Below are 22,702 nucleotides of genomic sequence, written 5' to 3'. Positions count from 1 at the left end.
ACCAGACGGCACGCACCGCAGGAGGCACCCATGCCGCAGCTCGAAGTCGACGGCGCGACACTGACGTACGACGACGAGGGCCCGCGCGACGGCGGCGGGGTACCCCTGGTGTTCGTCCACGGCTGGACGGCGAACCGGCACCGCTGGGACCACCAGGTGGCCCACTTCTCCCAAAGACGCAGGGTGATCCGGCTCGACCTGCGCGGGCACGGGGAGAGCCGTGGGGCGGGCGTGAAGACCGTCGACGCGCTGGCCGAGGACGTGCTCGCCCTCCTCGACCACCTGAAGATCGAGCGGTTCGTCCTCGTCGGCCACTCGATGGGCGGGATGATCTCGCAGACCATCGCCCTCGCCCACCCGGAGCGCGTCGAGCGGATGGTGCTGGTGAACTCCATCGGCCGCATGGCCTACAGCCGGGGCAGGGGCCTGCTGATGGCCGTCTCCACCCTCGTCCCCTTCAAACTGTTCGTCGCCGCCAACATCCAGCGCGCCTTCGCCCCCGGCTATCCGCGCGAGGAGATCCGCCAGTACGTGAAGTCCTCCGCGGACACCCCGCGCGAGGTGGTCATGACGCTGTACGGCGCCATGCGCGCCTTCGACGTGCTGGACCGGGTGGGGGAGATCCGCACCCCGACCCTGATGATCCACGGCTACCACGACATCCAGCTGCCGGTGCGGCAGATGCTCCGGATGGCCAAGGCCTATCCCGACGCCACCGTCCGCATCCTCGACGCGGGCCACGAACTGCCCGTGGAGAAGCCCGCCGAGCTGACGGCCGCGATCGACGCCTTCGTGACCCCGGCTAACTGAAGCCGTCCGGGTCCGCCGCCTTCCAGTCCGCCGCCCACGACTCCGGCGGCCCCGCGAGCAGCGCGCCCGGCTCCAGCCACTCGTACAGCTCCGCGTACGAGCGGACCGTCGTCGGCCCCGTCCGCCGCACCAGGTGGGCGGGGGTGAGCCCGCCCGGCTCCGGCACGCCCATCGCCGCCATGATCCGGACGGCGTCGCGGACCGTGGCCCGCTGGTAGTGGTGGACCCGCCGGGACCTGTCGTCCACATCCAGGGCGCGCGCCCGCAGCGGGTCCTGGGTGGTGACGCCGGCCGGGCAGGTGCCGGTGTGGCAGCGCCGGGCCTCGACACAGCCGAGCGCGAGCATCATCGCGCGGGCCGCGTTGGTGTAGTCGGCGCCCTGGACGAGGCGTGCGACGATGTCCGGGCCCGTGGCCACCCTCCCGCTCGCCCCGATCCGGATGCGCTCCCTCAGACCGGCGCCCACCAGCGCGTTGTGCACCGTGATCAGCCCTTCGGTGAGCGGCACGCCCAGCCGTCCCGCGGACGGCGCCGGTGCCGCACCCGTCCCGCCCTCCGCCCCGTCCACGACCACGAAGTCCGGCGTCACGCCCTCCGCCACCATCGCCCTGCACAGCGCGAGGAACTCCCGCCGCGACCCGACGCACAGCTTGAAGCCGACCGGCTTGCCGCCCGCCAGCTCCCGCATCCGGGCGAGGAACAGCACCAGTTCCCGCGGGGTGGAGAACACCCGGTGGCGCGGCGGCGACACCACCGTCTCGCCCGCCGGCACCCCGCGCTCGCGTGCGACCGCGGCGCTGACCTTCACCCCCGGCAGCTCGCCGCCGCCCCCGGGCGCGGCCCCCTGCGAGAGCTTGAGCGACACGCACCTCACCTCCGGCAGCGCCGCCTTGTCCGCGAACTCCCGCGCGTCGAAACCGCCGTCGTCGGTCCGGCAGCCGAAGTACCCCGTCCCGATCTCCCAGACGAGGTCCGCGCCCCCGCGCAGGTGGTACTCCGACAACCCGCCCTCCCCGGTGTCCTGCGCGAAACGCCCCAGCCGCGCCCCGCGGCCGAGCGCGAGGACCGCGCGCGGCGACAGCGCCCCGAGGCTCATCGCGGACACGTTCAGCAGCGCCATGTCGTACGGCTGCCGGCAGTCCGGCCCGCCCACCCGCACCACCGGCGGCTCCTCGGGCGGCTCGACCGGGCGCAGGGACGGCACCAGGAACTCGTGGCCGTCCGCGTACACGTCCACGTCCCCGGCGCGCTCCCGGACGACGGCGCGCCCGCCCCCCAGGCGACCGGCCAGGGGATGGGCGCGCAGCACCGCGTCCCGGCGCTGCACCAGGTCCCGGCAGCCCAGACCGGTCAGCGCCAGCAGCGGCCCGGCCGCGCACCACCACCAGGCGGACAGGGCGTACGAGGCGACCGTCGCTCCGGCCGCGCCGAGGGCGACGAGCAGCAGGGAGAGGTAGCGGCGCACTCAGCGCTCCTCGTCCGCCCCGCAGGAACTGCCGCTCGGCGGCAGGGAGCCGTACAGCAGGAAGTCGTCGACCTTGCGGTGCACGCACTTCGACGAGCCGTACCCGGTGTGCCCCTGGCTCCGGTTGTCGAGCACCACGGCCGACGGCCCGAGCCGCTCCGCCGTCTCCACGGTCCAGCGGTACGGCGTCGCCGGGTCGCCCCGGGTTCCGATGAGCAGCATCTTCGGCGTGTCGAGGTCCTTCACCCGCTCGCGGATGTAGTCGGTGCCCTTGGGGCGGCCGTAGCACATCAGGACCTGGATGAGCCGGTAGCGGCCGAAGACCGGCGACGCCTCCTCGTAGGCGGTGCGCAGCCGCTTCAGGTCGGCGGTGACCTGCTCGGCGGTGGGGCGGTCGGGGTCGTCCGCGCAGTTGATCGCCATCAGCGCCGCCGGCAGGTTGTCGAGCGGGATGTCCTCCTCGTCCACCAGGCCCCCGGTGGGATCGCCGCCGCCCGGGTCGCGAAACGGCAGCGCCAGCCCGCCGGTCGCGAACGCCATGACCCCGCTGGTGTCCCCGTGCTCGACGAGCTGCGCCAGCGCCCGCTCCAGGGACGGCCACAGTTCCTTGCTGTACAGCCCCTGCCCGATGGCGCCCACGAGGTCCTGCCCGGTGAACTCGTCGCCGAAGTCCGTCGCCACCGGGTCCTCGTCCAGCGAGCGGACGAGCCGTACGACCTCCTCCCGGGCCTTGCGCGGATCCTGCCCGAACGGGCAGGCGATGTCGTCGGTGCACCAGTCGACGAAGTCCTCCAGCGCCACCTGCTGCCCCCGGGCGCTCGCGATGCCCTGCTCGGCCAGCGGCTCGGTGAGCGTGTCGACGCCGTCCAGGACGAGCCGGCCCACCCGGTCGGGGAACTGGGCGGCGTACACCGCGCCGAGCCGGGTGCCGTAGGAGAACCCCAGGAAGTTGAGCTTGCTGTCGCCGAGCGCCTCGCGCATCACGTCCAGGTCCCGGGCCGCGTTGACGGTGCCTATGTGCGGCAGGACGGGCCCGGAGTGCTCGGCGCACGCGGCGGCGGCCTTCTTCAACCGGTCCAGCAGCACCCGTGGGTCGGTGACGTCGGCCGGGGTGTCGCCGAGGGCGGCGAACGCGTCGTCCTCGCCGTCCCCGCAACTGACCGGCGAGGACCGGCCGACGCCCCGCGGGTCGAAGGCCACCACGTCGTAGCCGTCGGTGAGGTCCATGAAGTCCTTGCCGCCGTAGGCGAGCTCGGGGACGCCCGGGCCGCCGGGCCCGCCGAAGTTGAGCAGCACCGAGCCGCGCTTCTCGCCGGTGGCCCGGTAGCGGGCGAGCGCCAGGTCCAGGGAGCCGGCCTTCGGGTGCGCGTAGTCGACGGGGACGGTCACCTTCCCGCATTGCAGATCGTCGGGCATCCCGTCGCCCTCGCACGCCTTCCAGGTGACCTTCTGCTCGTAGAACCGCGACAGACCGGGGTCGCGGTCACCGTCCGTGTCCGCGGTCACCGTCGGCAGTCCCGCGCCCAGCAGGGTCAGTACGGCAACCGCGGCGAGCGCACAGCGCCGCGGCCGGAGCCGCTTCGACAGCTTGGCCAGCATCAGTGCCTCCAGGGGCGCCCCACAGCGGACCGGGAACCGGCGCCCTCGCCCACGATAGGCGGGCCGTGGAGGGGCCGCCTCCGGACGGGCGGGACCACTTCGCGGCCGCTACGCCGCGCACCGCCCAGGGCCAGGGGAGGAGGCGTCGCGTGTTCGACACGGCGACGCTCGATGGGGTGAAAGCCCCAATAGGCATAACTCGGACGCTTCAGCCGCGTTCTACGGGGTGCGGGCGAGCGCCCGCGACCATGTCTGGAAGGCAGGGACCCCATGAAACGGGTTACCCGAAACGGTGTGATCGCCGTCGCCGCCGTCTCCGGCGCGATGGCCATGACGATGCCCGCGTTCGCCGACTGCGCGGCGAACGCGTCCCCGGCCGCCGCGCCCGGGCTGATCTCCGGCAACGGCGTCCAGCAGCCGGTGCTTCCCCCGGTGGATCTGTCCGGGGACACCGTGAACCTGGTGGGCGTGCTCAACTCCGCCGCGGGCACCACCTTCGCCGACGAGGGCTCCGTCGCCGCGTCCGGGGAGTCCGTCGGCGGGGCGAAGACGTCCGGCGAGGTGGCGGGCCGGCAGGACGCCGTCTCCGACAACGGCGTCCAGGCGCCGGTCGACCTCGGCGTGATCGTCGGCGGCAGCGTGAACCTCGTCGGCATCGGGAACCCGGCGATCGGCAACGGGTCCGTGAACACCTCGGACGAGGCCGAACCCCCGGCCGAGCCCGAGCCCCCGACGCGGCACACGCCGCCCGCCGCCTCCCGCCCGGAGCCGACGGTCCCGGCGGCCGTGCCGCCCGCCCCCGCGGCCCCGGCGGCGCAGGCCCCGACCGAGACGGCCGTCTCCCTCGCCGACACGGGAACCGACGCCACCGTCCCCACCCTCGTCGGCGGCGCGGCCCTGGTGCTCGGCGGCGCGATCCTCTACCGCCGCTTCCGGCCGGGCGCGGAGCGCTGATCCGCCGCGAAAACGCGGTCCTCACCGGGCGGGCGGCTTCCCGAGCCCGCCCTCAGGCTCCGTGGAACCGCCGATGGAGCCCCCGCACCTCCTCCGCGAGTTCGGTGACCGGCCCCTCCACGGTCACCCCGGGTGCGATCTCCTGGACCGGCAGGGTCCGTACCGGTGGCGCCGGTACGCCCCACTCGGTCAGCCAGGCGGCGAGTTGGGCGGAGGAGGCGACGTACACGATGCGGCCGAGGCCCACCCAGGCGTGGGCGGCCGCACACATCGGGCAGTGCTCGCCGGATGTGTAGACGGTGGCCGCCGCCCGCTCCTCGGGCGAGAGCCGGGCCGCCGACCAGCGGGTCGGCTCGAACTCGGGGTGGCGGGTGCGGTCACCCCACGCCACGCGGTTGTGGTCCTCGGCGAGGACCGTGCCGTCCGCGCCGACCAGCACCGAGCCGAACGGTTCGCCCCCGACGCGCAGCGCCTCGGCGGCGAGCTCGACGCAGCGGCGCAGATACGGGAGTTCGTCGGCGTTCACCATGGTGTGCGGCCTCCTCCGGGCGGTCGGTCTTCGGCGTTCAGCCCAGGACCGCCCGCGAAGCACCGGGAAGGCGTGCCGCCGGCCGCCCGCCACCGCGGCGAGGACCAGGGCGACGAGGGGGTACGGCTCCCGGGCGGCCGTGCGTCTTCGGGAACGCGGACTCCCCGTGGCCCCGGGAACGCGGACTCCCCGTGGCCCCGGGAAATGCGTTGAGACGGGCGGGCGGGGGTGTTGGAGTGGGCGCATGGATCACACCGCCGTACTCGCCCTCCACGACCGAGACATGCGCCGAGGCGCACGCCCCGACGGCCCCGACGCCCGCATCGAACGCACCGGGAGCGTGACCCGCCAGGTCGCCTCCGCGCAGGGCTGGAACGGCGTCGTCTGGTCCGACCTCGACACGACCGACGTCGACACGGTGATCGCCGAACAGATCGCCCACTACACCACACTCGGTCACGGGTTCGAATGGAAGGTCTACGGGCACGACCGCCCCGCCGACCTCGGACGGCGGCTCACGGCGGCCGGGTTCACGCCCGAAGCCGAGGAGACGCTGATGATCGGCGAGACCCGGGACCTGCTGTTCGACGCCGAACTGCCCGACGGCGTGCGGATCGTCCCCGTCACCGACCCGGCCGGCGTCGACCTGGTGACCGACGTGCACGAGAGGGCGTTCGGCACGGACGCCTCACGGCTGCGCCACCAGATGCTGGCCCGCCTCACCGCCGACCCCGACACGGTCGTCGCCGTCGTGGCCCTCGCCGGGGACGAACCGGTGAGCTCGGCGCGGATGGAACTGGTGCCCGGAACACGGTTCGCCGGGCTCTGGGGCGGCGGCACCGTCGAGGGCTGGCGCGGCCGCGGCATCTACCGTGCCCTGGTCGCCCACCGTGCCCGCGCCGCCGCCGACCGCGGCTACCGCTACCTCCAGGTCGACGCCTCCGACCAGAGCCGCCCCATCCTCGAGCGGCTCGGCTTCGCGGCGCTGAGCACGACCACGCCGTACGTGTACGTGCCCTGACCGCCTCTTCCCGCCCGGTCCCGTCACACCGCGCCTTCGCACGGTCAGGGCCTTCACACCCACCGCGGCCAGACCGATCCGGATCAGCCACCCGACCCGGTCCACGCCCCCGGTGTCGGCCACGCCGAAGCGGTCGCGAGCTGCGGCGCGGCCCGGTCGACCCGCTCGCGCGGGCCGGCCGGGCCGCCTTTCCCCGTGCCGGGAGTGGAGTCGGCCGTTGCCGGGGGCGGCTACGGCCTGGGGACGCTCTTCGCCGCCGTACCGGCGCACACCAGCCCGAGGATCAGGGCGAGGGCGCCGATGATGACGTTGTTGACGATGACACCGGCGTCGGGGCTGTCTCCGACGACCCACGGGGCGATGATCATCCAGATGCCCAGCGCGCACATGGCCCAGCTGAGGCCGTACATGCGGGCCGGAGCCGCGGTGAATCCGAGTGCCAGCAGGCCGATCGCTATGCCGACGACCAGGTTGTGGGCCACGAGTGCGGGCTGGCTGGCGGTGTAGTGGAGTATCCACGGGGACACGGCGCAGTACAGACCGAGCAGGAACACCGGTCCGTCCACGAGCGCCACATCGCGACCCCCGAGCACGCGGTCGTACCGCGACCGCATCTCGGAAGCATCGGGGTGAGTCGACATATCGCCCCTGGTGGGCGAGACGTTGGCCATGGCTCGTCTCCTTTTGACTTGCAGGCCGACCGCGTCTGGTGCGGTGTGCGGTGAGCGCCGCGCATGTTTATTCTGCGCTTATTTGGTCTTTATGTGTAGAGCTGGGACGGGGTGACCGCTATGTCATGACCCCGGCGGCGCCACGGAGGAAAACCCCGCGCGGTCCCCGCCCGGGCTCGCCCCCGGAGAGCACCGAACCTCCCCGGGGGCGAGGGGGGAGCGGGGCCGCGCTCCCCCCGCGGCGCGGGGCCACGCTCCCCCCGCGGCGCCCGAGGGAGAGGGCTGCCGCGGGAAGGGCTTCCGCCGCTGGAGGGGCTCCGGATGCGGGGATCGGCGGTGGGATGCGGGAATCCGCGGCGGATGGGGAGATCCGCGGCGGATGGGCGGATCCGCGGCGGGCGCGGCGCCCTCTGTGCAGCGTTTCCGCGTCGAAAGGGTCCTCGAACGGCGTCCCGCACCGGAGTGCTCAGTGGGGTGTTCCGGGCTCCAGTCGGCGGCGCAGCTGGTGCATGCCGCGCCGGGCGTGGCTCTTGACCGTGCCCAGGGGCCAGCCGGTGCGCGCCGCGATCTGGGTCTGGGTCAGGTCCTCGTAGAAGGCCAGCCGCAGCACCTGCCGCTGGGGCGCCGGCAGTCTGGCGAGTTCGCCGCTCAGCAGGACGCGGTCGAGGACGGTCTCCGGGCGGTCGCGCCCGGGGTCGGCGAGGGTGAGCACGGACCCGGCCGTGGCGACCAGGTCCCGGCGGCGGGTGCGGGCGGCGAGGGCATCGGCGATCTTGCGCCGGGTGATGCCGACGATCCAGCCGCCGACCGTGCCGCGTTCGGGCCGGTAGCCCGCGCGACCGCGCCAGACGCCGAGGAACACCTGCTGGGTGACGTCCTCGGCCTCCTTCGCGTCGCCCAGGGAGCGCCGGGCCAGCGTGTGCACCAGCGCCGACCAGCGCCGGTAGGCGGCGGTCAGGCACGCCTCGTCACCCGCGACCAGGCCGCGCGCCAGTTCCTCGTCGGACGGGTCGGCCTCGTCGGGGAGGCCGGCCTCGGCGGACGCGCCTTCGGCGGTGGCGACGGCGGGCGGGGCCTGGGCGCTGGACGGCAGGCTCATGGCGGCTCCTCACGTCGGGCGGCCTGGTCGGGGGCCGGTGCGGACGTCGTCCGGGGTGTCCCCCGTGCCGTCATCGTGCGAGCCTCGCCGCCGACGCCTCAACCCGCGTCGTTTCCGCGTCGTATCGTCGGGTCATGAGCGAGTTCCCGAGCCCGGAGTATCCCGGTCTGACGACCGGTGCCCTGGCCCGTCGGCTGGGTGTGGCGCCCACGACGCTGCGTTCCTGGGACCGCAGGTACGGCATCGGACCCGAGGTCCGTGCCGATGGACGGCACCGTCGCTGGCGGCCGGGCGATGTGGCCGTGCTGGAGGCGATGTGCCGGCTGACGGCGGCCGGTGTGCCGCCCGCCGAGGCCGCGTGGGCCGCGCGGGAGGCGCGGGAGGCGCGGGAGGCGGCCGGTCGAGGAGCCGAGGCGCGCTCCCTGGCGCGGACCGAGGCCGCGCCGGACGGTGTCGCGCCGGCCGACGTCGGCCGGTCCCGGGCGGCCGGCGCGCTCCCCCTCGGGGGCGCTGTGCGCCAGGAGTGCCGGGGGCTCGCCCGCGCCGCCGTACGGCTCGACGCGTCGGCCGTCGAGGAGCAACTGGGCGCGGCCGTCGAACAGTACGGGCTGACCGTCGCCTGGCAGGAGGTGATGGTGCCGACCCTGCACGCCGTGGGCCGCAAGTGGGCGTCGTCAGGCGACCGGTACGTCGAGGTCGAGCACCTGCTGTCCTGGCACGTCTCCACCGCCCTGCGCCGCGCCACCGGCCGACCCGCGCCGGCGGAGGGGGCGGGCGTCACGGGGCCGGTGGTGCTGGCCTGCCTGCCCGGCGAGCAGCACACCCTGCCGTTGGAGGCGCTCAACGCCGGACTGAGTCGGCTCGGGCTCCCGACCCGCATGTTCGGCGCCGCCGTACCCGCGGAGGCGCTGACGGCCGCCGTCCGGCGCCTCGGACCGGCCGCGGTGGTCCTGTGGGCCCAGGCCCGCTCCACGGCGAGTCCGGCGCTGGCCCGGCACATCGCCGACACGCGATGGGGCGTGCACGGCGCACGGCGCGGGCCGACCGTCGTGCTCGGCGGTCCGGGCTGGGCGGGGCGCGCCGCGCAGGGGATGCCGCGGCCGACCGGACTCCGTGAGGCCCTGGAGATGTTGTCCCGTGCGCAGGCGCCCGCACCGGCGGCGGACGGCCCACAGACGTTCGTCTGAGGACCTCCCGGCGTGAGCGCTGATCCCGACGTCCCGGCGTGAGCGCTGATCCCGACGTCCCGGCGTGAGCGCTGATCCGCGATGCCGGCGCGGCCGGTCGAACGGCCCCGTGCGAGCTGGTCGAACGGCCCCGTGCGTGAGCGGGTCCGAGGCCCCCACGCACCGCGCGCGACGTCCCGGCGTCAGCGGCGTTCCTCGCCGAGCAGTCCCGACACCAGCGCGTCGGCCGCCGGAGCGAGCAGCCGTCGGGCGCCCGGCACGTCCTCCAGGCCCACGACCAGCGCCAGGCAGACGTCCGCCGCCTCGGCCGCGCCGACGCCGTCCGCCGTGCCGGCCTCGGTGAACACGCCGACCAGCAGGCCCCGCAGGTCCGCACCGAACGTGGCGCACAGGGAGCCGAAGCGGCGGTCCTTCTCGTCGAGCAGTTCGGCAGTGTGCGGGGAGTCCCCGGCGAGCCGCAGGGCGAGATCGAGCTTGGCGGCCAGGACGCCCCGCACGCGCTCGGAGTACGGGACGTCCCGCGCGGCGGCGGCTCGCCGGGCCCGCTCCAGGGCCCGTTCGTGCAGCCGGGCGGCGAGCCGCTGGAAGGCGTCGTCCTTGTTGCGGACGTACTGGTAGACCGCCGACCGGGAGACGCCCATCGTCGAGGCGATGTCGTCCATCGTGGTACGCCGCACGCCGTACCGGGTGAGGCATTCGTACGTGGCGTCCAGGACCTCGGGGAGCCGGTCGGCGCCCACGGTCAGCCCAGCTTCTTCAGCAGCTCGGCGGCGAGCGGCTCCGAGGAGGCCGGGTTCTGGCCGGTGACGAGGTTGCGGTCCACGATCACGTGCGGCGCCCACGGCTCGCCGACCCGCACGTCGACGCCGGCCTCGGTCAGCCGGTCCTGGAGCAGCCACTTGGCCTTCTCCCCCAGACCGGCCTGGAGTTCCTCGGCGTTGGTGAAGGCGGCGACCCGGTAGCCCGCGAAGGCGTTGGAGCCGTCCTCCCGCACGGCGGCCAGCAGAGCGGCGGGGCCGTGGCAGACCACACCGAGCGGCTTGCCCGACTCCAGCGTCCGGACCAGGACCCGGCCGGAGGTGGCGTCGACGGCCAGGTCCTCCATCGGGCCGTGCCCGCCGGGGTAGAAGACGGCCGCGTAGTCGTCGAGGTCCACGTCCTCCAGGCGGACCGGGTGCTGGAGCTCGGACATGGCCGCGAGCCCCGCGGCGATCCGGTCGGCACCTTCCTGTCCGCCGTTGACCTCGGCGGCGAGGCTGCCCTTGTCGACCGGCGGGACGACGCCGCCGGGCGTCGCCACGACGACCTCGTGCCCGGCCGCCCGGAACGCCTGGTAGGGGGCGACGGCCTCTTCGGCCCAGAAGCCGGTGGCGTGCCGGGTGCCGTCGGCGAGCGTCCAGTGGTCGGCGCCGGTCATCACGAAAAGGATCTTGGCCATGTGTGTCTCCGAGGTGTCGTTCCCGACGCTCCGGATGCGGAACGTCAGCCTGTCGTGTCTCCGAAACTAGGCCCGCCAACCCATAGGGCACCAATGCCGATTTCCATGGCAGACATTGGAAACGTAATGGGGGCCCGGGAATACTGGGGCCGGTGGAGCACACCCATCACCTGGACCTCAACCTGCTGCGCACCTTCCTCGCGGTGTACCGCTCGGGCTCGTTCACCGGCGCCGCGCAGCTGCTCGGCCTGTCCCAGCCGACCGTGACGACGCAGATGCGCACCCTGGAGCGGCAGGCGGGCCGCGAGCTGTTCGAGCGGCTCCCGCGCGGCGTCGCCCCCACGGCCGTCGCCGACGCACTCGCGGCCCGGGTCGCCGCCCCCCTCGACGAACTGGCGGCGGTGGCCGGACCGGACCCGGCGGTGGCCGGCCGGGCCGACCCGGTGCACCTCGCCGGGCCCGCCGAGCTGCTGTGCGTCCGTGTCCTGCCCGCCCTGGCGCCGCTGGTGGCCGACGGGGTACGGCTGCGCGTGGCGACCGGTCTGACCGAGCCGCTCCTCGACGAACTGCGGGCCGGCCGGCACGACCTCGTCATCGCCACGACCCGTCCGCGCGGCCGCGCCCTGGTCTCCGCGCCCCTGACGGACGAGGAGTTCGTGCTGGTCGCCGCACCGGTGTGGGCCGAGCGGCTCGGGGACCGGCCGGCCGCCGATCTGCCCGCGGCGCTCCAGTCGGTGCCGCTGGTCACCTACGCGGAGGACCTGCCGATCGCCCGCCGCTACTGGCGGCACGTCTTCGGCCGGCGGCTGTCGAGCCCCGCCGCGGTGACCGTGCCCGACCTGCGCGGGGTGCTGGCGGCGGTCGTCGCCGGGGCGGGCTTCACGGTGCTGCCCCGGTACCTCTGTCTCCCCGAACTAACCTCGGGCGCCCTCGTCGCCCTGCACGAACCGGACGACCCGCCGATCAACACCGGCTTCCTCGTGCAGCGGCCCGGTGCCGTGGAGAACCCCGACGTCACCCGCGTGCGGGACCTGTTGCTGGGCGCCGGGCGCACGTGGTGAGGCGATGGCCCGATCTCTTGGACACCTACCTGAGTAGTAAAAAAAGTGAGTATGCTGGCGCGGTCGAGTCGGCGAACAGGGGGCTGTCCATGTCCAGCACGAGCACGGAGATCCGGTACACGCGGTACGTGGCCCTCGGCGACAGCCAGACCGAAGGGCTCGGCGACGGCGACGACGGCACCGGCCTGCGCGGCTGGGCGGACCGCCTCGCCGAGCACCTGGCGCGCCAGGAACCGGGCCTGCGCTACGCCAATCTGGCCGTCCGCGGCCGGCTCGCCGGCCAGGTCCGCGCCGAGCAGCTGGCCCCCTCCCTCGCCCTGCGGCCCGACCTGGCCACCGTGGTCGCCGGCGTCAACGACCTGCTGCGGCCCCGCTTCGACGCCGACGAGGTCGCCGGACACCTGGAGGCCGTGTTCGCCGCACTCACCGCGCAGGGCGCCCGCGTCGCCACCGTGACCTTCCCCGACGTCGCCCGCCTCGTCCCGCTCGCCCGTCCCCTCGTCCCTCGCGTCCTCGCCCTCAACGCCCGCATCCGGGAGGCGGCCGGCCGGCACGGCGTCGTCGTGGCCGAGGCATACGGCCATGACGTGGCCACCGATCCACGCCTGTGGAGCCCCGACCGGCTGCACGCCTCCCCGCTCGGCCACGCCCGGATCGCCGCCGCCGTCGCGCACGCCCTCGGCCTGCCCGGCAGCGACGACTCCTGGACCCACCCCCTGCCCGCCCCGCGGTCCCCGGCCCCGGCCGGATGGCGCGCCGGACCCGGCGAACTGCGCTGGGCCGCCGCCTTCCTGGGGCCCTGGCTCGGCCGTCGCCTGCGGGGCCGCTCCTCCGGGGACGGCCGCACGGCCAAACGGCCGGACCTGCTGCCCGTCGGCGAACGGCCCGGATGGACCACCGCGGACGCCTCTCCCGTCTGAGGCCCGCGGCCGCATCCGCGCCGGCCGGGGGCCGTCCGGCCGCGACGGGAACGGTCGGCGGGGATGGCCACGGGCGCTCCTCAGTCGTACGAGCGCGCCCGCCTGAACCGGGCCAGCCCCTCGGACAGTTCGACGAGCGGATCCGGGTAGTCGATCGCCGCACGGTCCAGGCCCCGCAGCTTCCACGGCTCGTGCACCGCCGGACCCTCGATCCCCGCCAGTTCGGGCACCCAGCGCCGCACGTACGTCCCGTCCGGGTCGTACCGCCTGGCCTGCGTCACGGGGTTGAGGACCCGGTTGGGCCGGGTGTCGGTGCCGGTTCCCGCGACCCACTGCCAGTTGAGCTGGTTGTTGGCCATGTCCCCGTCCACCAGGAAGTCCAGGAAGTGCCGGGCGCCGATCCGCCAGTCGACGTACAGCGTCTTGGTGAGGAAGCTCGCGGTCAGCAGCCGGCCCCGGTTGGGCATCCAGCCCTCGTGGCGCAACTGCCGCATCGCCGCGTCCACGACCGGATATCCGGTACGGCCCGCCCGCCACGCCTCGATGTCCGCACCGGCCGTCCGCTCCGTACGCCAGAGGTCCTGCCGCGAGCGGTAGTCGGCGCGGGCCGCGCCCGGGCGGGCCGCCAGCAGCTGACGGTGGAAGTCGCGCCAGGCGAGCTGCCGTACGAACGCATCGGCACCCGGGCCGCCCACCGCGCGCGCCCGCTGCACGAGTTCGACGGGGGAGAGGGTGCCGAAGTGCAGGTGGGGGGAGAGCCGGGAGGTCGCGTCGCCGGCCAGGTCGTCGTGCCGGTCCTCGTACGGGGCCAGCCCGCCGCGCAGCCAGGCGGTCAGCCGCCCGCGCCCCTCCGTCTCGCCGCCCGGGGCCAATCCCTCCGACACGCCCCTGTACGACGGCAACTCCTCCGAGCCGACGCCGTCCGGCACGCGGACGGTGCGGGGCGCACCGAACACGTCCCGCGGCCGCTGCTCCGACCAGCGCCGGAAGTACGGCGTGAACACGGCGAAGTGATCGGAGGCGGACGGGGTGACCGTGCCGGGCGCGACGACGGTCGTCACTGCGTCATGGACGTGCAGGCGCACTCCCTCGGCCTCCAGGGCCCGCCGCAGCCGCTCCTCGCGGCCCTGCGCGTACGCGCTCACGTCCGCCGACAGATGCACCTCGTCGGCGCCCGCTTCGCCGGCCACCCGGCACACCTCCCCCACGAGGTCACCGGAACGGACGACGAGCCGCCCGCCCCGCTCCCGCAGCCCCGAGTCGAGGTCCCGCAGACAGTCGGAGAGGAACGCCAGCCGGTTGGGTACGGCGAACCCGGCGCCGTCGACGGCCCGGTCCCGCACGAACAGCGGCACCACCTCCCGGGTGCCCGGGGTGCCCTCCAGGGCCGCGTGCAACGGCGGATGATCGTGCAGGCGCAGGTCGGAGGTGAACAGGACGACCGAGACGTTCATGACGCTGGCTCCGGATGAGGTGAGGGGGTGGTCCACCGGGTACTTCCGCGACGGCGGGGCCCGCGGATGCGCGACGGTCACCTCTTGGGGATCCGGGGCGGGGGTCGCGCTGTGGGGCTTGGGTGACCGATGGGACCTTGGGGACGGGGGCTTCGGTGACGGGTGGGGCTTCGGGGACCTGCGTCGCGCTGTGGCGCGTGCGCCGGGCGTCGCGCTGCGGGACTTGGGCCACGGAGGTTGCGCTGGCGGGGCTCGCGCCGGGGCGTCGCGCTTCGGGACTGGGTTACGGGCGGCGGCTGCCGCGCCACGGGGCTCAGGCGACGGCCGCGGCACGGCGGGACTCCGCCGCCGCGGCCCGGGCGATGTTGCGGGCCATGCCGCCGAACACCACGGCGTGGAAGGGGGAGACACCCCACCAGTACGCCTGGCCGAGCAGCCCGCGCGGGTGGAACAGGGCGCGCTGGCGGTAGCGGGTGCGGCCGGCGCCGTCCGTCTCCGCGTACATCTCCAGCCACGCCAGGCCCGGCAGCCGCATCTCCGCCCGCAGTCGCAGCAGACTCCCCGGCTCGATCTCCTCGACCCGCCAGAAGTCCAGCGAGTCGCCGACCCGCAGTCGCGCCGCGTCCCGCCGGCCCCGGCGCAGCCCCACCCCGCCCACCAGCCGGTCCAGCCATCCGCGCACCGCCCAGGCGAGCGGGAAGGAGTACCAGCCGTTGTCGCCGCCGATGCCCTCGATCACCCGCCAGAGGGCCTCGCGCGAGGCGTCCACGGGAAGGTCGCGGCAGTCGGTGTACAGGCTTCCGCCGGCCCAGTCGGGGTCGGTCGGCAGCGGGTCGCTGGGAGCGCCGGGGAGGGAGGCCGAGGACCAGCGGGTGGTGACCTGCGCGTCGCGCACCCGTTGCAGGGCCAGCCGTACCGCCTCGTCGAAGCCGACGGGGTGGCCCGGCGGATCCGGCACGTACCGTGCGATGTCGTGCTCGCGGCAGACCACCTCGTGCCGCAGCGACTCGGTCAGCGGCCGTGCGATGGAGGCCGGCACGGGCGTGACCAGGCCGACCCAGTGGCTGGACAGGCCGGGGCTGAGCACCGGCACGGGAAGGATGAGCCGGCGCGGCAGACCGGCCACGGCGGCGTAGCGGATCATCATCTCGCGGTACGTCAGGACGTCCGGCCCGCCGATGTCGAAGGCCCGGTTGACGTCGGCGGGCATCCCGGCGCTGCCGACGAGGGCGCGCAGCACGTCCCGCACCGCGACGGGCTGGATCCGGGTGCGCACCCAGCTCGGCGTGACCATGACCGGCAGGCGCTCGGTGAGATAGCGCAGCATCTCGAACGAGGCCGAGCCGGAGCCGAGGACCACCGCCGCCCGCAGGACCGTGGTGGGGACGCCGGAGGCGAGCAGGATGCGACCGACCTCCGCGCGTGAGCGCAGATGCGGCGACAGCTCCCGCTCGGGCACGCCGGCCGGGGTGAGGCCGCCGAGATACACGACGCGGCGCACACCGGCGTCGCGGGCCCGCTCCCCGAAGATCCGCGCGGCCCGCCGGTCGGTCTCCTCGAAGTCCTCGCCCGCGCCCAGCGCGTGCACCAGGTAGTAGGCGACGTCGACGCCGCGCATCGCCTCCGCGAGCGACGCGGCGTCCGTCACGTCCCCGCGCACCACCTCGGCCTCGCCGGCCCACGGGTGATCGCGCAGCCGCTCGGGGGAGCGGGCCAGGCAGCGCACCCGGTGTCCCGCGGCGAGCAACTCCGGGACGAGCCGGCCCCCGATGTACCCCGTGGCACCGGTCACCAGGCAGAGCGGGGCCGGTGTGTCGTGGCCGTTCGCGGTCATGAGTCCTCGGGTCCTTCGTGTCGACGGCCCCCGGGTATCGCTTCCCCGCGGGGGCGGCTCGTGGATGCGCCGACCGCGTCCGGGCGCACGATCGGGTGATCGTGTGCGGCGGCTAGGCTGATCGCGTGGCCAGAGCGAACGACCGTGAGCACCGCGCCGGGGAAGACCGGCCCGACGCCTCCGCGGCACCGACCGACCTGCACGCCTTCGCCGTCCGGCTGCGCCGGATGAACGGCGAGATCAACCGGCTGGTGCACGGGTTCGCGGCCGACCACGGACTGCACGCCACGGACGTCCAGGCACTCGCCGCGATCCTCGACGCCGACGAGCCGATGACCCCGAAACGCCTGCGCGAACACCTCGGGCTCACCTCCGGCGCCGTCACCGCCTGCGTGGACCGGCTGGAGCGCGCGGGACACATCCGCCGGGTGCGGGAGAGCGCCGACCGCCGGGTGGTCCACCTGTACTACGCGGCCGACGCCCGATCGGCCGCCCGCACCTACTTCCGGCCGCTGGCCGAGGCGACGGAGGCCGCCCGGTCCCGCTTCAGCGAGGACGAGCTGACGGTGGTGCTGCGTTTCCTCACGGCGATGAGCGAGGAACTCTCGGGGATCACGCCCCCCGCCCGCTGACAACGGGCCGGGTCCCCCGCATCCGGGGACCGGCCGCCCGCGGAAGAACAGGCACCGTCTACCATCGCCTAAAACAAACTCAATGATTGAGATTGTTTATGATCGAGACACCCGTCGCTCGTCACGAGCCCTCGTCGACCGTCGACCGTCGCCGGAGTCCTCTGTCGACCGTCGCCACGAGTCCTCCTCGACCGTCGCCACGAGTCCTCCTCGACGCGTCGTCGGGATGCCCCGTCGAGCGACCTGCCTTCCGCTTGGAGAACGATGTCCGTCACCCCTCGACGCGCCCGCTGGCTCGTCCCCCTCCTCCTCGTCGCCGTATGGCTCGGCGTCGGCGGCGTCCTCGGCCCCTACGCCGGACGCCTGGGCGAGGTCGCCACCAACGACCAGGCGGCCTTCCTGCCGCGCAGCGCCGAGTCGACCGAGGTCATCGCCGCGCAGCGGGCCTTCCGTCAGGACGAGACGCTGCCCGCGATCGTCGTGTGGACCAGGGACCGGGACACCAGCCTCCGCGACCGGCGCGCGGCCGCCGACCGGGCGCTCGCCGCCCTCTCCGACGCCCCCGGCGTCGCGGGCCGGGCCTCGCCCGCGCTGCTCTCCGAGGACGGGAAGGCCATCGAGGGCGTGGTACCCCTGCGCCCCGGCCTCGGTGACGAACTCGCCCCGGCCCTCGGCCACATCCGCGCCACCGCCGAGCGCGTCCCCGGCACCACGGTCCACCTGGCCGGTCCGGCCGCGAGCCAGGCGGACCTGTCCGACGCCTTCGCCGGCATCGACGGCCTGCTGCTCGCCGTCGCCCTGGTCACCGTCCTCGTCATCCTGCTGCTCGTCTACCGCAGCGTGCTGCTCCCCCTGGTGATCATCCTCGGCGCGGTCTTCGCCCTCGGCCTCGCCTGCGCCGTCGTCTACGTCCTCGCCGACCACGACGTGGTCCACGTCGACGGACAGGTCCAGGGCATCCTCTCCATCCTGGTGATCGGCGCGGCCACCGACTACGCCCTGCTGCTCACCGCCCGCTTCCGCGAGGAACTCGCCTCCCGCACGGACCGGTTCGCGGCCGCCCGGGCCGCACTGCGGCGGTCCTGGGGCGCCATCGTGGCCAGCGCCGCGACGGTCGCCCTGGGGCTCCTCGCCCTGCTGCTCAGCGACCTGACCAACAACCGGGCCCTGGGACCGGTCGGAGCCATCGGCATCGCCGCCGCCGTCGTCAGCGCCCTGACCTTCCTGCCCGCCGTCCTGGTCGTCCTCGGCCGCGCCGCGTACTGGCCCGCCAAACCCCGACCCGCCGGCCCGAACACCGCCGGAGCGGGTGTCTGGCGCCGGGTCGCGGACGTGGTCGACCAGGCGCCCCGCACCGTGTGGGCGGTGTCGCTGGCGGCGCTGCTCGCCTGCGCCGCGTTCGCGCCCACCCTCACCGCCAAGGGCGTACCGCTCGACGAGACCTTCGTCGACGACGCCCCGTCCGTGGCCGCACAGCGGACGCTCGCCCGGCACTTCCCCGGCGGCTCCGGGAACCCGACGGTGGTCATCGCCGACGCCGACCGGGCGGCGCGGGTGGTGGCGACGGCCCGGAAGACCGCGGGCGTCGCCTCCGCCGCGCCGGTGGGAGCGTCCGGACGGCCCGGCGGCGAGCCGCTCGTCGTCGACGGCCGGGTCCGCGTCGACGTCACCCTGAGCACGGCGGCCGACAGCGACGCGGCCAAGGACACCGTGGCGCGGCTGCGCACCGCCCTGCACGCGGTGCCCGGCGCGGAGGCCCTGGTCGGCGGCTACACCGCACAGCAGTACGACACCCTGCGCACGGCGGAACGGGACCGCACCCTGATCGTGCCGGTCGTCCTCGCGATCATCTTCCTGATCCTGACCGTGCTGCTGCGCTCCCTGCTGATGCCCGCCCTGCTCGTGGCGACCGTCGCCCTGAACTTCCTCGCCACCCTGGGCGTTTCGAGTCTCGTCTTCCGGCACGTCCTCGGCTTCACCGGCACCGATCCGTCGGTGCCGCTGTACGGCTTCGTCTTCCTGGTGGCGCTGGGCGTCGACTACAACATCTTCCTGATGTCCCGGGTCCGCGAGGAGTCCCTGCGGCACGGCGTGCGCGAGGGCGTCCTGCGCGGCCTGGTCACCACGGGCGGCGTCATCACCTCGGCCGGCGTGGTCCTCGCGGCCACCTTCGCCGCACTCGGCGTGATCCCGCTGGCCTTCCTCGCACAGATCGCCTTCATCGTCGCCTTCGGCGTGCTGCTCGACACGCTCGTGGTGCGCTCGCTGCTGGTGCCCGCCCTCGTGCGGGACATCGGGCGACGGGCGTGGTGGCCGGGACGGCTCAGCCGCGGCGGTGCCCCGGCCGGTGAGGACCGGGCCGGACGAACGTGAACATGCTCGGGGGGATCCAGGGCAGGCGCAGAAGGAGGAAGTTGTCCGTTCGAGACGGGAGGTGTCTGCCGCTATGGGCGCGAAGGTGTTGGAGCGTTTTCCTGCGGGAGCTCCGCGCGGATCGTGGCCGGCGGAGGAGTACGCGGCACGACGACGGGCGGAGGGAGAGCCCGCGACCGTCGTGATGGACCTGGAGTCCGACGCCTTCCTCGTCGTGGTGCCGACGGGCGACGAGGACTGACGGCAGCGGGGACCGGCCTGGTGACGGGGACTCAGCTGGAAGCCACGAGGAGGTCGCCGAGCGGATCGAGGAGTACGCGGCGCTGGGCATCGAGGAGTTCGTGATGTCGGGCTATCCGCATCTGGGGGAGGCGTACTGGTACGCGCACCGGCACGGCCGCGCACCGGCACGGCCGCGCACCGGCACGGGCGCACATTGGCACGGCCGCGCACCGGCACGGCCGCGCTTCCTAGGGCAAACCGCCCGCGAGCGCGTTCAGATGTGCCGTTCGTGACTCGGGGGTCTGGCCCTGGACCAGGAGGAACAGGGCCTCCCTCGCCAGACGCTGGGCCCGGCTCGACAGCAGCATCGAGCGTCCGCCGCCCGCCACCACCGCCGCCGTGGTGGCCGCCCGCAGCACCTCGTACGCCTCGGTCCGCCGGGCCAGCCGCTCCTCCAGGAACTCGTGCGGCACCGGATGATCGGCCAGGGCGTAGGCCTCGCGGCGGACCTCGGTCAGGCGGGCCCGCAGCGGAGCCGCCGTGTCCTCGTCCAGCAGGGCCAGGGCCGACTCCGTGATGCCGAAGACCGCCGGGCCGGCGCTCACCGTCTTGACGCGGTCCGCCGCCGCCCACCGCTCGTACGGTGTCCGCAGGACCACCGCCTCCTCGGGGAGCCAGAAGCCGTCCAGGTCCAGGGACACCGTCCGGGAGGCGGTGAGGGCCGCCAGACGCATCGGCTGCGACGCGCGCAGGCCCGGCTGCTCGCGGGCCTCGGCGAACGCGAAGAGGGCCTCGCCGGCGTCGGTGACCCCGGCGAGGAGCATGACGTCGTTCAGGCCCCACCCCGTGTACCAGGGCACCGTCCCGTCGAAGCGCCGGCCGCCCCGCTCCCGGGTCACCCGGACGGGAGTGCGCGGGTACGCCCGCAGATGGGCGTAGGCCACCCCGGACAGCAGCTCGCCGCGGGCCAGCGGGGCCAGCAGGCGGTCGCGCACCGGGCCCTCGCTCCGGGCCAGCGTCAGCACCGGCGTGTGGTGCTGCGTCTGCACGAACCAGGTCGAGCAGCACGCCCCGGCCAGGATCTCCGCCGTCTCGCGCACCACCGCGGCGGGGGCCGCCGCCCCGCCGTACTCCGTCGGCGCGTTCACGCCCAGCAGGCCCGAGCGCCGGATCTCGGTGAGGTGGCTCGCCGGCACGCCCTCCTGGTCGACGCGTTCGGCGTGGGGTGCCAGAAGGTCGTCGGCGAGGCGGCGGGCGCGGGTGACGAGGGGGTGCGGTGCGGTCATGGGGAGGATTCTCCCCGGGCCGTGTCGCGGGGTGTCGATCAGACGCTGGACGCGTCGTCCCGCGTGTGAGGCGAAAGCCGTCCGGCGGTGCGCCACCGCGAGACGGTGCCCGGCAAGCCGCGCGCTGCGCCGCGCTGCTCGGGCGGCTGACGGCTGAGAGCTGACGGCTGAGAGCTGACAGCTGACGGAAGTGGACATGAGCGGACGCAAGTAGTCCACCAAGTGGCAACAAAGGTACGGCTATTAGTCCGGAACGGCACGGTCCGTAGTCCGAAACGGCCAATTCCCTTGGACTTTCGAATCCGGCATGCACGAAACGCCACCCCCGGACGCCGTGGAGGCAGAAGGTGTAACCGTCGCCTTCCGGGGCTCGTGAGCCTCGAACAGCCAGCGGAGAGGACCGAAGGGTCCGTGAACGACCAGTTCGAACAGCTCGTCCGGGACGTGGCGTTGTCCCTGCTCGCCCTCCGGGTCTTCGGACCCGGTGCCATCGCCCTCGCGCGCCGGTTCGTCGCCGCACTCGTGCGGGTGGGGGTCCGTGAGATGGACCACCGGCTCCCGGGAGGCGATCGGTGACCCAGGAGGAGTTGCGCCCCGCAGGAAAGCCCCGGGCGCCGGAGAAGCTGCCCCTGGACTTCAGCGCCTTCCACCAGATGCACCGTCCGCGTTACGTCCGCGAGGCCCAGCGCTGTCTGGGCTCCCGGGCGGACGCGGAGGAGGCCGTCGACGAGGCGTTCGTCCAACTCGCCGAGGACTGGCCGCAGATACTGCGCACCGAGAACCCCGCCGCCTACGCCTGGCGGGTGATGAAGAACCGCGTCATCGACCACGCCCGGGCCCGCGGCCGGCGCGCCACTCTCATGGACACCGCGGTCTTCGAGACGGTGACCCTGCAGGGCGCCGAGGACGCCTTCGAGGTCATCGAGCAGAACCTGCGGCTGTTCCACGCGATCTCCGCCCTCCCCGAGCGGCAGCGGGACGTGATCCGCCTGCGCTACTGCGAGGGTTACAGCACCGCCGACGTGGCGTTCCACCTGGGCATCACCGAGGCCGGGGTGCGCTCCACCGAGCGCTACGCCAAGCGCCGCCTGCGGGAGATATACGTATCGTGCGCCGAGGAGGAGACGGAGCGGTCATGACCTTCGACACCGTGAGCGACATCGACACCCTGCTGGCCGGGGCGCGCCTCGTGCCCACGGCGCCCTACAGCCGCTCGGACATCGAGGCCGCCGAGGCCCGTATCGCCGCCCGGGTCGCGGCGCGCGGTGCGGACGAGCCCCGGGCGCGCGTCCGCCCCCAGCGTGCGGTGGCGGCCCGGCGCCCTCCGAGGGTCCACCCGGCAGCCCGGGACCTGAGGGCGCTGTGCGAGGCGATGCTGACCAGCACCGGCGTCCTGCACGGCCTCGGCAATTTCCTCGGCAGCGCACTGCCCGAGCCCTCCGGCGCGCGGATCCTCGGCGGCATCCTCCACCTGGCCGGCTGCGAGGACAGCGCCCGCTTCTGGTGGCAGTACGGCGCCGGGGCCTCCGACACCGTCTCCTCGTACTGCCTCTACCTCCACCACCGGTCGCTGGGGGAGGACGAGGAGGCCGACTGGTGGCTGCGCCACACGGAGATCACCCCCGCCACCCTGAACAGGGAGGCCACCGAAGTGGAGATCGCCACGGCGCTGCACGTGCTCAGCGGCCTGCGGCGCGGCCGGCGGGGGCTGCCCAAGGCGTTGCGGGCACTGGTGGAGTACGTGCCGGCCGTGGTCGGCTTCGTCGACGACGACCTGGACCTGCCCCTCCCGGACGGCGATCTCGCCGACATCGTGGAGGAGGTCGTCGCCCATGGCACCCCCGCCGCCGGGGAGCGCCGGCGCGCCAGGGACGGCGCCCTGCCCGAACGCCGGGAGCCGACCGTGCACACCGTGTCCTCGCCCACCCCCCGGGCAGCCCGCCACTGGAGCCGCGACGTCCAGGAGGCACTGCGCAAGTGCGAGGAGACCGTGGCGTGTTGAGGGGCCTGCCCCGGTCGGGACCCGGGCCTGCGGTGGTCCCGTCCTGGGCCTGCGGTGCTTCCGTCCTGGGCCTGCGGTGCTCCCGTTTCGGTCCGGCGCCGAGCCCGCGCCGGGACTGCACCCGGACCCGAGTCGGCCTGCGCCG

Annotated in this window: 22 protein-coding genes and 1 pseudogene; 13 read left to right on the top strand and 10 right to left on the bottom strand. The window is 74.5% G+C overall.

Going from position 1 to position 22,702, the window contains the following annotated elements; all coding sequences use genetic code 11:
* The first annotated feature begins 30 nt into the window (after positions 1-30).
* Positions 31-810 (top strand): alpha/beta fold hydrolase, encoded by a 780-nt coding sequence (locus tag ACF1A1_RS21115; RefSeq protein ID WP_392001785.1) that lies wholly within the window; start codon positions 31-33, stop codon positions 808-810.
* On the opposite strand, the gene ACF1A1_RS21110 is transcribed toward ACF1A1_RS21115, so the two are convergent.
* Together ACF1A1_RS21110 and ACF1A1_RS21105 are read right to left on the bottom strand one after the other, a co-directional pair.
* Positions 803-2,275 carry a glutamate synthase-related protein gene (locus tag ACF1A1_RS21110; RefSeq protein WP_392001784.1) on the bottom strand — a complete coding sequence of 491 codons (1,473 nt, stop codon included), beginning with the start codon at positions 2,273-2,275 and terminating at the stop codon, positions 803-805. The genes ACF1A1_RS21115 and ACF1A1_RS21110 overlap by 8 nt on opposite strands.
* Complete coding sequence (locus ACF1A1_RS21105; protein ID WP_392001782.1) at positions 2,276-3,874, bottom strand: alpha/beta fold hydrolase; 1,599 nt, start codon at positions 3,872-3,874, stop codon at positions 2,276-2,278.
* Between the two features lie 294 nt (positions 3,875-4,168).
* Between ACF1A1_RS21105 and ACF1A1_RS21100 the strand changes: the two genes are divergently transcribed.
* A complete protein-coding gene (locus ACF1A1_RS21100; RefSeq protein WP_392001781.1) occupies positions 4,169-4,828 on the top strand; it encodes a chaplin family protein in 660 nt (219 codons plus the stop codon).
* 52 nt (positions 4,829-4,880) lie between these two features.
* Here the strand turns inward: ACF1A1_RS21100 and ACF1A1_RS21095 are convergent, their stop codons facing one another.
* Complete coding sequence (locus tag ACF1A1_RS21095; protein ID WP_392001779.1) at positions 4,881-5,357, bottom strand: nucleoside deaminase; 477 nt, start codon at positions 5,355-5,357, stop codon at positions 4,881-4,883.
* 244 nt (positions 5,358-5,601) lie between these two features.
* Between ACF1A1_RS21095 and ACF1A1_RS21090 the strand changes: the two genes are divergently transcribed.
* Positions 5,602-6,378: a GNAT family N-acetyltransferase gene (locus tag ACF1A1_RS21090; protein WP_392001777.1), complete on the top strand. Its 777-nt coding sequence runs from the start codon at positions 5,602-5,604 to the stop codon at positions 6,376-6,378.
* A 230-nt stretch (positions 6,379-6,608) separates the two neighbouring features.
* Here the strand turns inward: ACF1A1_RS21090 and ACF1A1_RS21085 are convergent, their stop codons facing one another.
* Positions 6,609-7,049, bottom strand: a complete 441-nt coding sequence (locus ACF1A1_RS21085; protein ID WP_392001775.1) for an SPW repeat protein — start codon at positions 7,047-7,049, stop codon at positions 6,609-6,611.
* A 466-nt stretch (positions 7,050-7,515) separates the two neighbouring features.
* Positions 7,516-8,148: a sigma-70 family RNA polymerase sigma factor gene (locus ACF1A1_RS21080; RefSeq protein ID WP_392001773.1), complete on the bottom strand. Its 633-nt coding sequence runs from the start codon at positions 8,146-8,148 to the stop codon at positions 7,516-7,518.
* A gap of 134 nt (positions 8,149-8,282) precedes the next feature.
* Between ACF1A1_RS21080 and ACF1A1_RS21075 the strand changes: the two genes are divergently transcribed.
* A complete protein-coding gene (locus ACF1A1_RS21075; protein ID WP_392001771.1) occupies positions 8,283-9,335 on the top strand; it encodes a MerR family transcriptional regulator in 1,053 nt (350 codons plus the stop codon).
* A 182-nt stretch (positions 9,336-9,517) separates the two neighbouring features.
* Here ACF1A1_RS21075 and ACF1A1_RS21070 read toward each other — a convergent pair whose 3' ends face one another.
* Together ACF1A1_RS21070 and ACF1A1_RS21065 are read right to left on the bottom strand one after the other, a co-directional pair.
* Positions 9,518-10,075, bottom strand: a complete 558-nt coding sequence (locus ACF1A1_RS21070) for a TetR/AcrR family transcriptional regulator (RefSeq protein ID WP_392001769.1) — start codon at positions 10,073-10,075, stop codon at positions 9,518-9,520.
* 2 nt (positions 10,076-10,077) lie between these two features.
* Positions 10,078-10,773 (bottom strand): type 1 glutamine amidotransferase domain-containing protein, encoded by a 696-nt coding sequence (locus tag ACF1A1_RS21065; protein WP_392001768.1) that lies wholly within the window; start codon positions 10,771-10,773, stop codon positions 10,078-10,080.
* A gap of 152 nt (positions 10,774-10,925) precedes the next feature.
* Here ACF1A1_RS21065 and ACF1A1_RS21060 point away from each other — a divergent pair, with 152 nt between their 5' ends.
* Positions 10,926-11,834: a LysR family transcriptional regulator gene (locus ACF1A1_RS21060; RefSeq protein ID WP_392001766.1), complete on the top strand. Its 909-nt coding sequence runs from the start codon at positions 10,926-10,928 to the stop codon at positions 11,832-11,834.
* An 89-nt stretch (positions 11,835-11,923) separates the two neighbouring features.
* The gene (locus tag ACF1A1_RS21055; RefSeq protein WP_392001765.1) at positions 11,924-12,754 is read left to right on the top strand and encodes an SGNH/GDSL hydrolase family protein; all 831 of its coding nucleotides are present in this window, start codon (positions 11,924-11,926) and stop codon (positions 12,752-12,754) included.
* 80 nt (positions 12,755-12,834) lie between these two features.
* Here the strand turns inward: ACF1A1_RS21055 and ACF1A1_RS21050 are convergent, their stop codons facing one another.
* Both ACF1A1_RS21050 and ACF1A1_RS21045 read right to left on the bottom strand, forming a co-directional pair.
* Positions 12,835-14,208 (bottom strand): cryptochrome/photolyase family protein, encoded by a 1,374-nt coding sequence (locus tag ACF1A1_RS21050; protein WP_392001764.1) that lies wholly within the window; start codon positions 14,206-14,208, stop codon positions 12,835-12,837.
* A 313-nt stretch (positions 14,209-14,521) separates the two neighbouring features.
* Positions 14,522-16,042 carry an SDR family oxidoreductase gene (locus ACF1A1_RS21045; RefSeq protein WP_392001762.1) on the bottom strand — a complete coding sequence of 507 codons (1,521 nt, stop codon included), beginning with the start codon at positions 16,040-16,042 and terminating at the stop codon, positions 14,522-14,524.
* Between the two features lie 125 nt (positions 16,043-16,167).
* Between ACF1A1_RS21045 and ACF1A1_RS21040 the strand changes: the two genes are divergently transcribed.
* From ACF1A1_RS21040 to ACF1A1_RS21025, 4 genes and pseudogenes are all read left to right on the top strand, one after another.
* Positions 16,168-16,674 (top strand): MarR family winged helix-turn-helix transcriptional regulator, encoded by a 507-nt coding sequence (locus ACF1A1_RS21040; RefSeq protein WP_392001760.1) that lies wholly within the window; start codon positions 16,168-16,170, stop codon positions 16,672-16,674.
* A gap of 264 nt (positions 16,675-16,938) precedes the next feature.
* Positions 16,939-19,047, top strand: a complete 2,109-nt coding sequence (locus ACF1A1_RS21035) for an MMPL family transporter (protein ID WP_392001759.1) — start codon at positions 16,939-16,941, stop codon at positions 19,045-19,047.
* Positions 19,048-19,120: 73 nt separating this feature from the next.
* A complete protein-coding gene (locus ACF1A1_RS21030; RefSeq protein WP_392001758.1) occupies positions 19,121-19,288 on the top strand; it encodes a hypothetical protein in 168 nt (55 codons plus the stop codon).
* Positions 19,289-19,322: 34 nt separating this feature from the next.
* A pseudogene (locus ACF1A1_RS21025) lies at positions 19,323-19,562 on the top strand (hypothetical protein); the annotation flags it as partial.
* On the opposite strand, the gene ACF1A1_RS21020 reads toward ACF1A1_RS21025, so the two are convergent.
* Positions 19,518-20,555: an acyl-CoA dehydrogenase family protein gene (locus tag ACF1A1_RS21020; RefSeq protein ID WP_392001757.1), complete on the bottom strand. Its 1,038-nt coding sequence runs from the start codon at positions 20,553-20,555 to the stop codon at positions 19,518-19,520. The pseudogene ACF1A1_RS21025 and the gene ACF1A1_RS21020 sit on opposite strands and share 45 nt — an antisense overlap.
* Positions 20,556-20,966: 411 nt before the next feature.
* Between ACF1A1_RS21020 and ACF1A1_RS21015 the strand changes: the two genes are divergently transcribed.
* From ACF1A1_RS21015 to ACF1A1_RS21005, 3 genes are read left to right on the top strand one after another with little or no spacing between them, the layout of a single operon-like run.
* Positions 20,967-21,131, top strand: a complete 165-nt coding sequence (locus tag ACF1A1_RS21015; protein ID WP_392001756.1) for a hypothetical protein — start codon at positions 20,967-20,969, stop codon at positions 21,129-21,131.
* Positions 21,128-21,694, top strand: coding sequence for an RNA polymerase sigma factor (locus ACF1A1_RS21010; RefSeq protein WP_392001754.1), 567 nt, complete (start codon positions 21,128-21,130; stop codon positions 21,692-21,694). Before ACF1A1_RS21015 ends, ACF1A1_RS21010 begins: the two co-directional genes overlap by 4 nt.
* Positions 21,691-22,557: a hypothetical protein gene (locus ACF1A1_RS21005; RefSeq protein WP_392001752.1), complete on the top strand. Its 867-nt coding sequence runs from the start codon at positions 21,691-21,693 to the stop codon at positions 22,555-22,557. Before ACF1A1_RS21010 ends, ACF1A1_RS21005 begins: the two co-directional genes overlap by 4 nt.
* Positions 22,558-22,702 lie beyond the last annotated feature (145 nt).

The organism is Streptomyces sp. NPDC014995 (assembly GCF_043080745.1).
Taxonomy (GTDB): domain Bacteria; phylum Actinomycetota; class Actinomycetes; order Streptomycetales; family Streptomycetaceae; genus Streptomyces.
The sequence above is the reverse complement of the archived record's forward strand: the minus strand, read 5'-3'. Positions and strand labels throughout refer to the sequence as shown.

Excerpts from the sequence above, each read along its gene's own strand:
- ACF1A1_RS21115 (WP_392001785.1), top strand. The coding sequence starts at position 31 with ATGCCGCAGCTCGAAGTCGACGGCGCGACACTGACGTACGACGACGAG.
- ACF1A1_RS21105 (WP_392001782.1), bottom strand. The coding sequence starts at position 3,874 with ATGCTGGCCAAGCTGTCGAAGCGGCTCCGGCCGCGGCGCTGTGCGCTC.
- ACF1A1_RS21095 (WP_392001779.1), bottom strand. The coding sequence starts at position 5,357 with ATGGTGAACGCCGACGAACTCCCGTATCTGCGCCGCTGCGTCGAGCTC.
- ACF1A1_RS21090 (WP_392001777.1), top strand. The coding sequence starts at position 5,602 with ATGGATCACACCGCCGTACTCGCCCTCCACGACCGAGACATGCGCCGA.
- ACF1A1_RS21085 (WP_392001775.1), bottom strand. The coding sequence starts at position 7,049 with ATGGCCAACGTCTCGCCCACCAGGGGCGATATGTCGACTCACCCCGAT.
- ACF1A1_RS21080 (WP_392001773.1), bottom strand. The coding sequence starts at position 8,148 with ATGAGCCTGCCGTCCAGCGCCCAGGCCCCGCCCGCCGTCGCCACCGCC.
- ACF1A1_RS21075 (WP_392001771.1), top strand. The coding sequence starts at position 8,283 with ATGAGCGAGTTCCCGAGCCCGGAGTATCCCGGTCTGACGACCGGTGCC.
- ACF1A1_RS21065 (WP_392001768.1), bottom strand. The coding sequence starts at position 10,773 with ATGGCCAAGATCCTTTTCGTGATGACCGGCGCCGACCACTGGACGCTC.
- ACF1A1_RS21055 (WP_392001765.1), top strand. The coding sequence starts at position 11,924 with ATGTCCAGCACGAGCACGGAGATCCGGTACACGCGGTACGTGGCCCTC.
- ACF1A1_RS21050 (WP_392001764.1), bottom strand. The coding sequence starts at position 14,208 with ATGAACGTCTCGGTCGTCCTGTTCACCTCCGACCTGCGCCTGCACGAT.
- ACF1A1_RS21045 (WP_392001762.1), bottom strand. The coding sequence starts at position 16,042 with ATGACCGCGAACGGCCACGACACACCGGCCCCGCTCTGCCTGGTGACC.
- ACF1A1_RS21035 (WP_392001759.1), top strand. The coding sequence starts at position 16,939 with ATGTCCGTCACCCCTCGACGCGCCCGCTGGCTCGTCCCCCTCCTCCTC.
- ACF1A1_RS21030 (WP_392001758.1), top strand. The coding sequence starts at position 19,121 with ATGGGCGCGAAGGTGTTGGAGCGTTTTCCTGCGGGAGCTCCGCGCGGA.
- ACF1A1_RS21020 (WP_392001757.1), bottom strand. The coding sequence starts at position 20,555 with ATGACCGCACCGCACCCCCTCGTCACCCGCGCCCGCCGCCTCGCCGAC.
- ACF1A1_RS21005 (WP_392001752.1), top strand. The coding sequence starts at position 21,691 with ATGACCTTCGACACCGTGAGCGACATCGACACCCTGCTGGCCGGGGCG.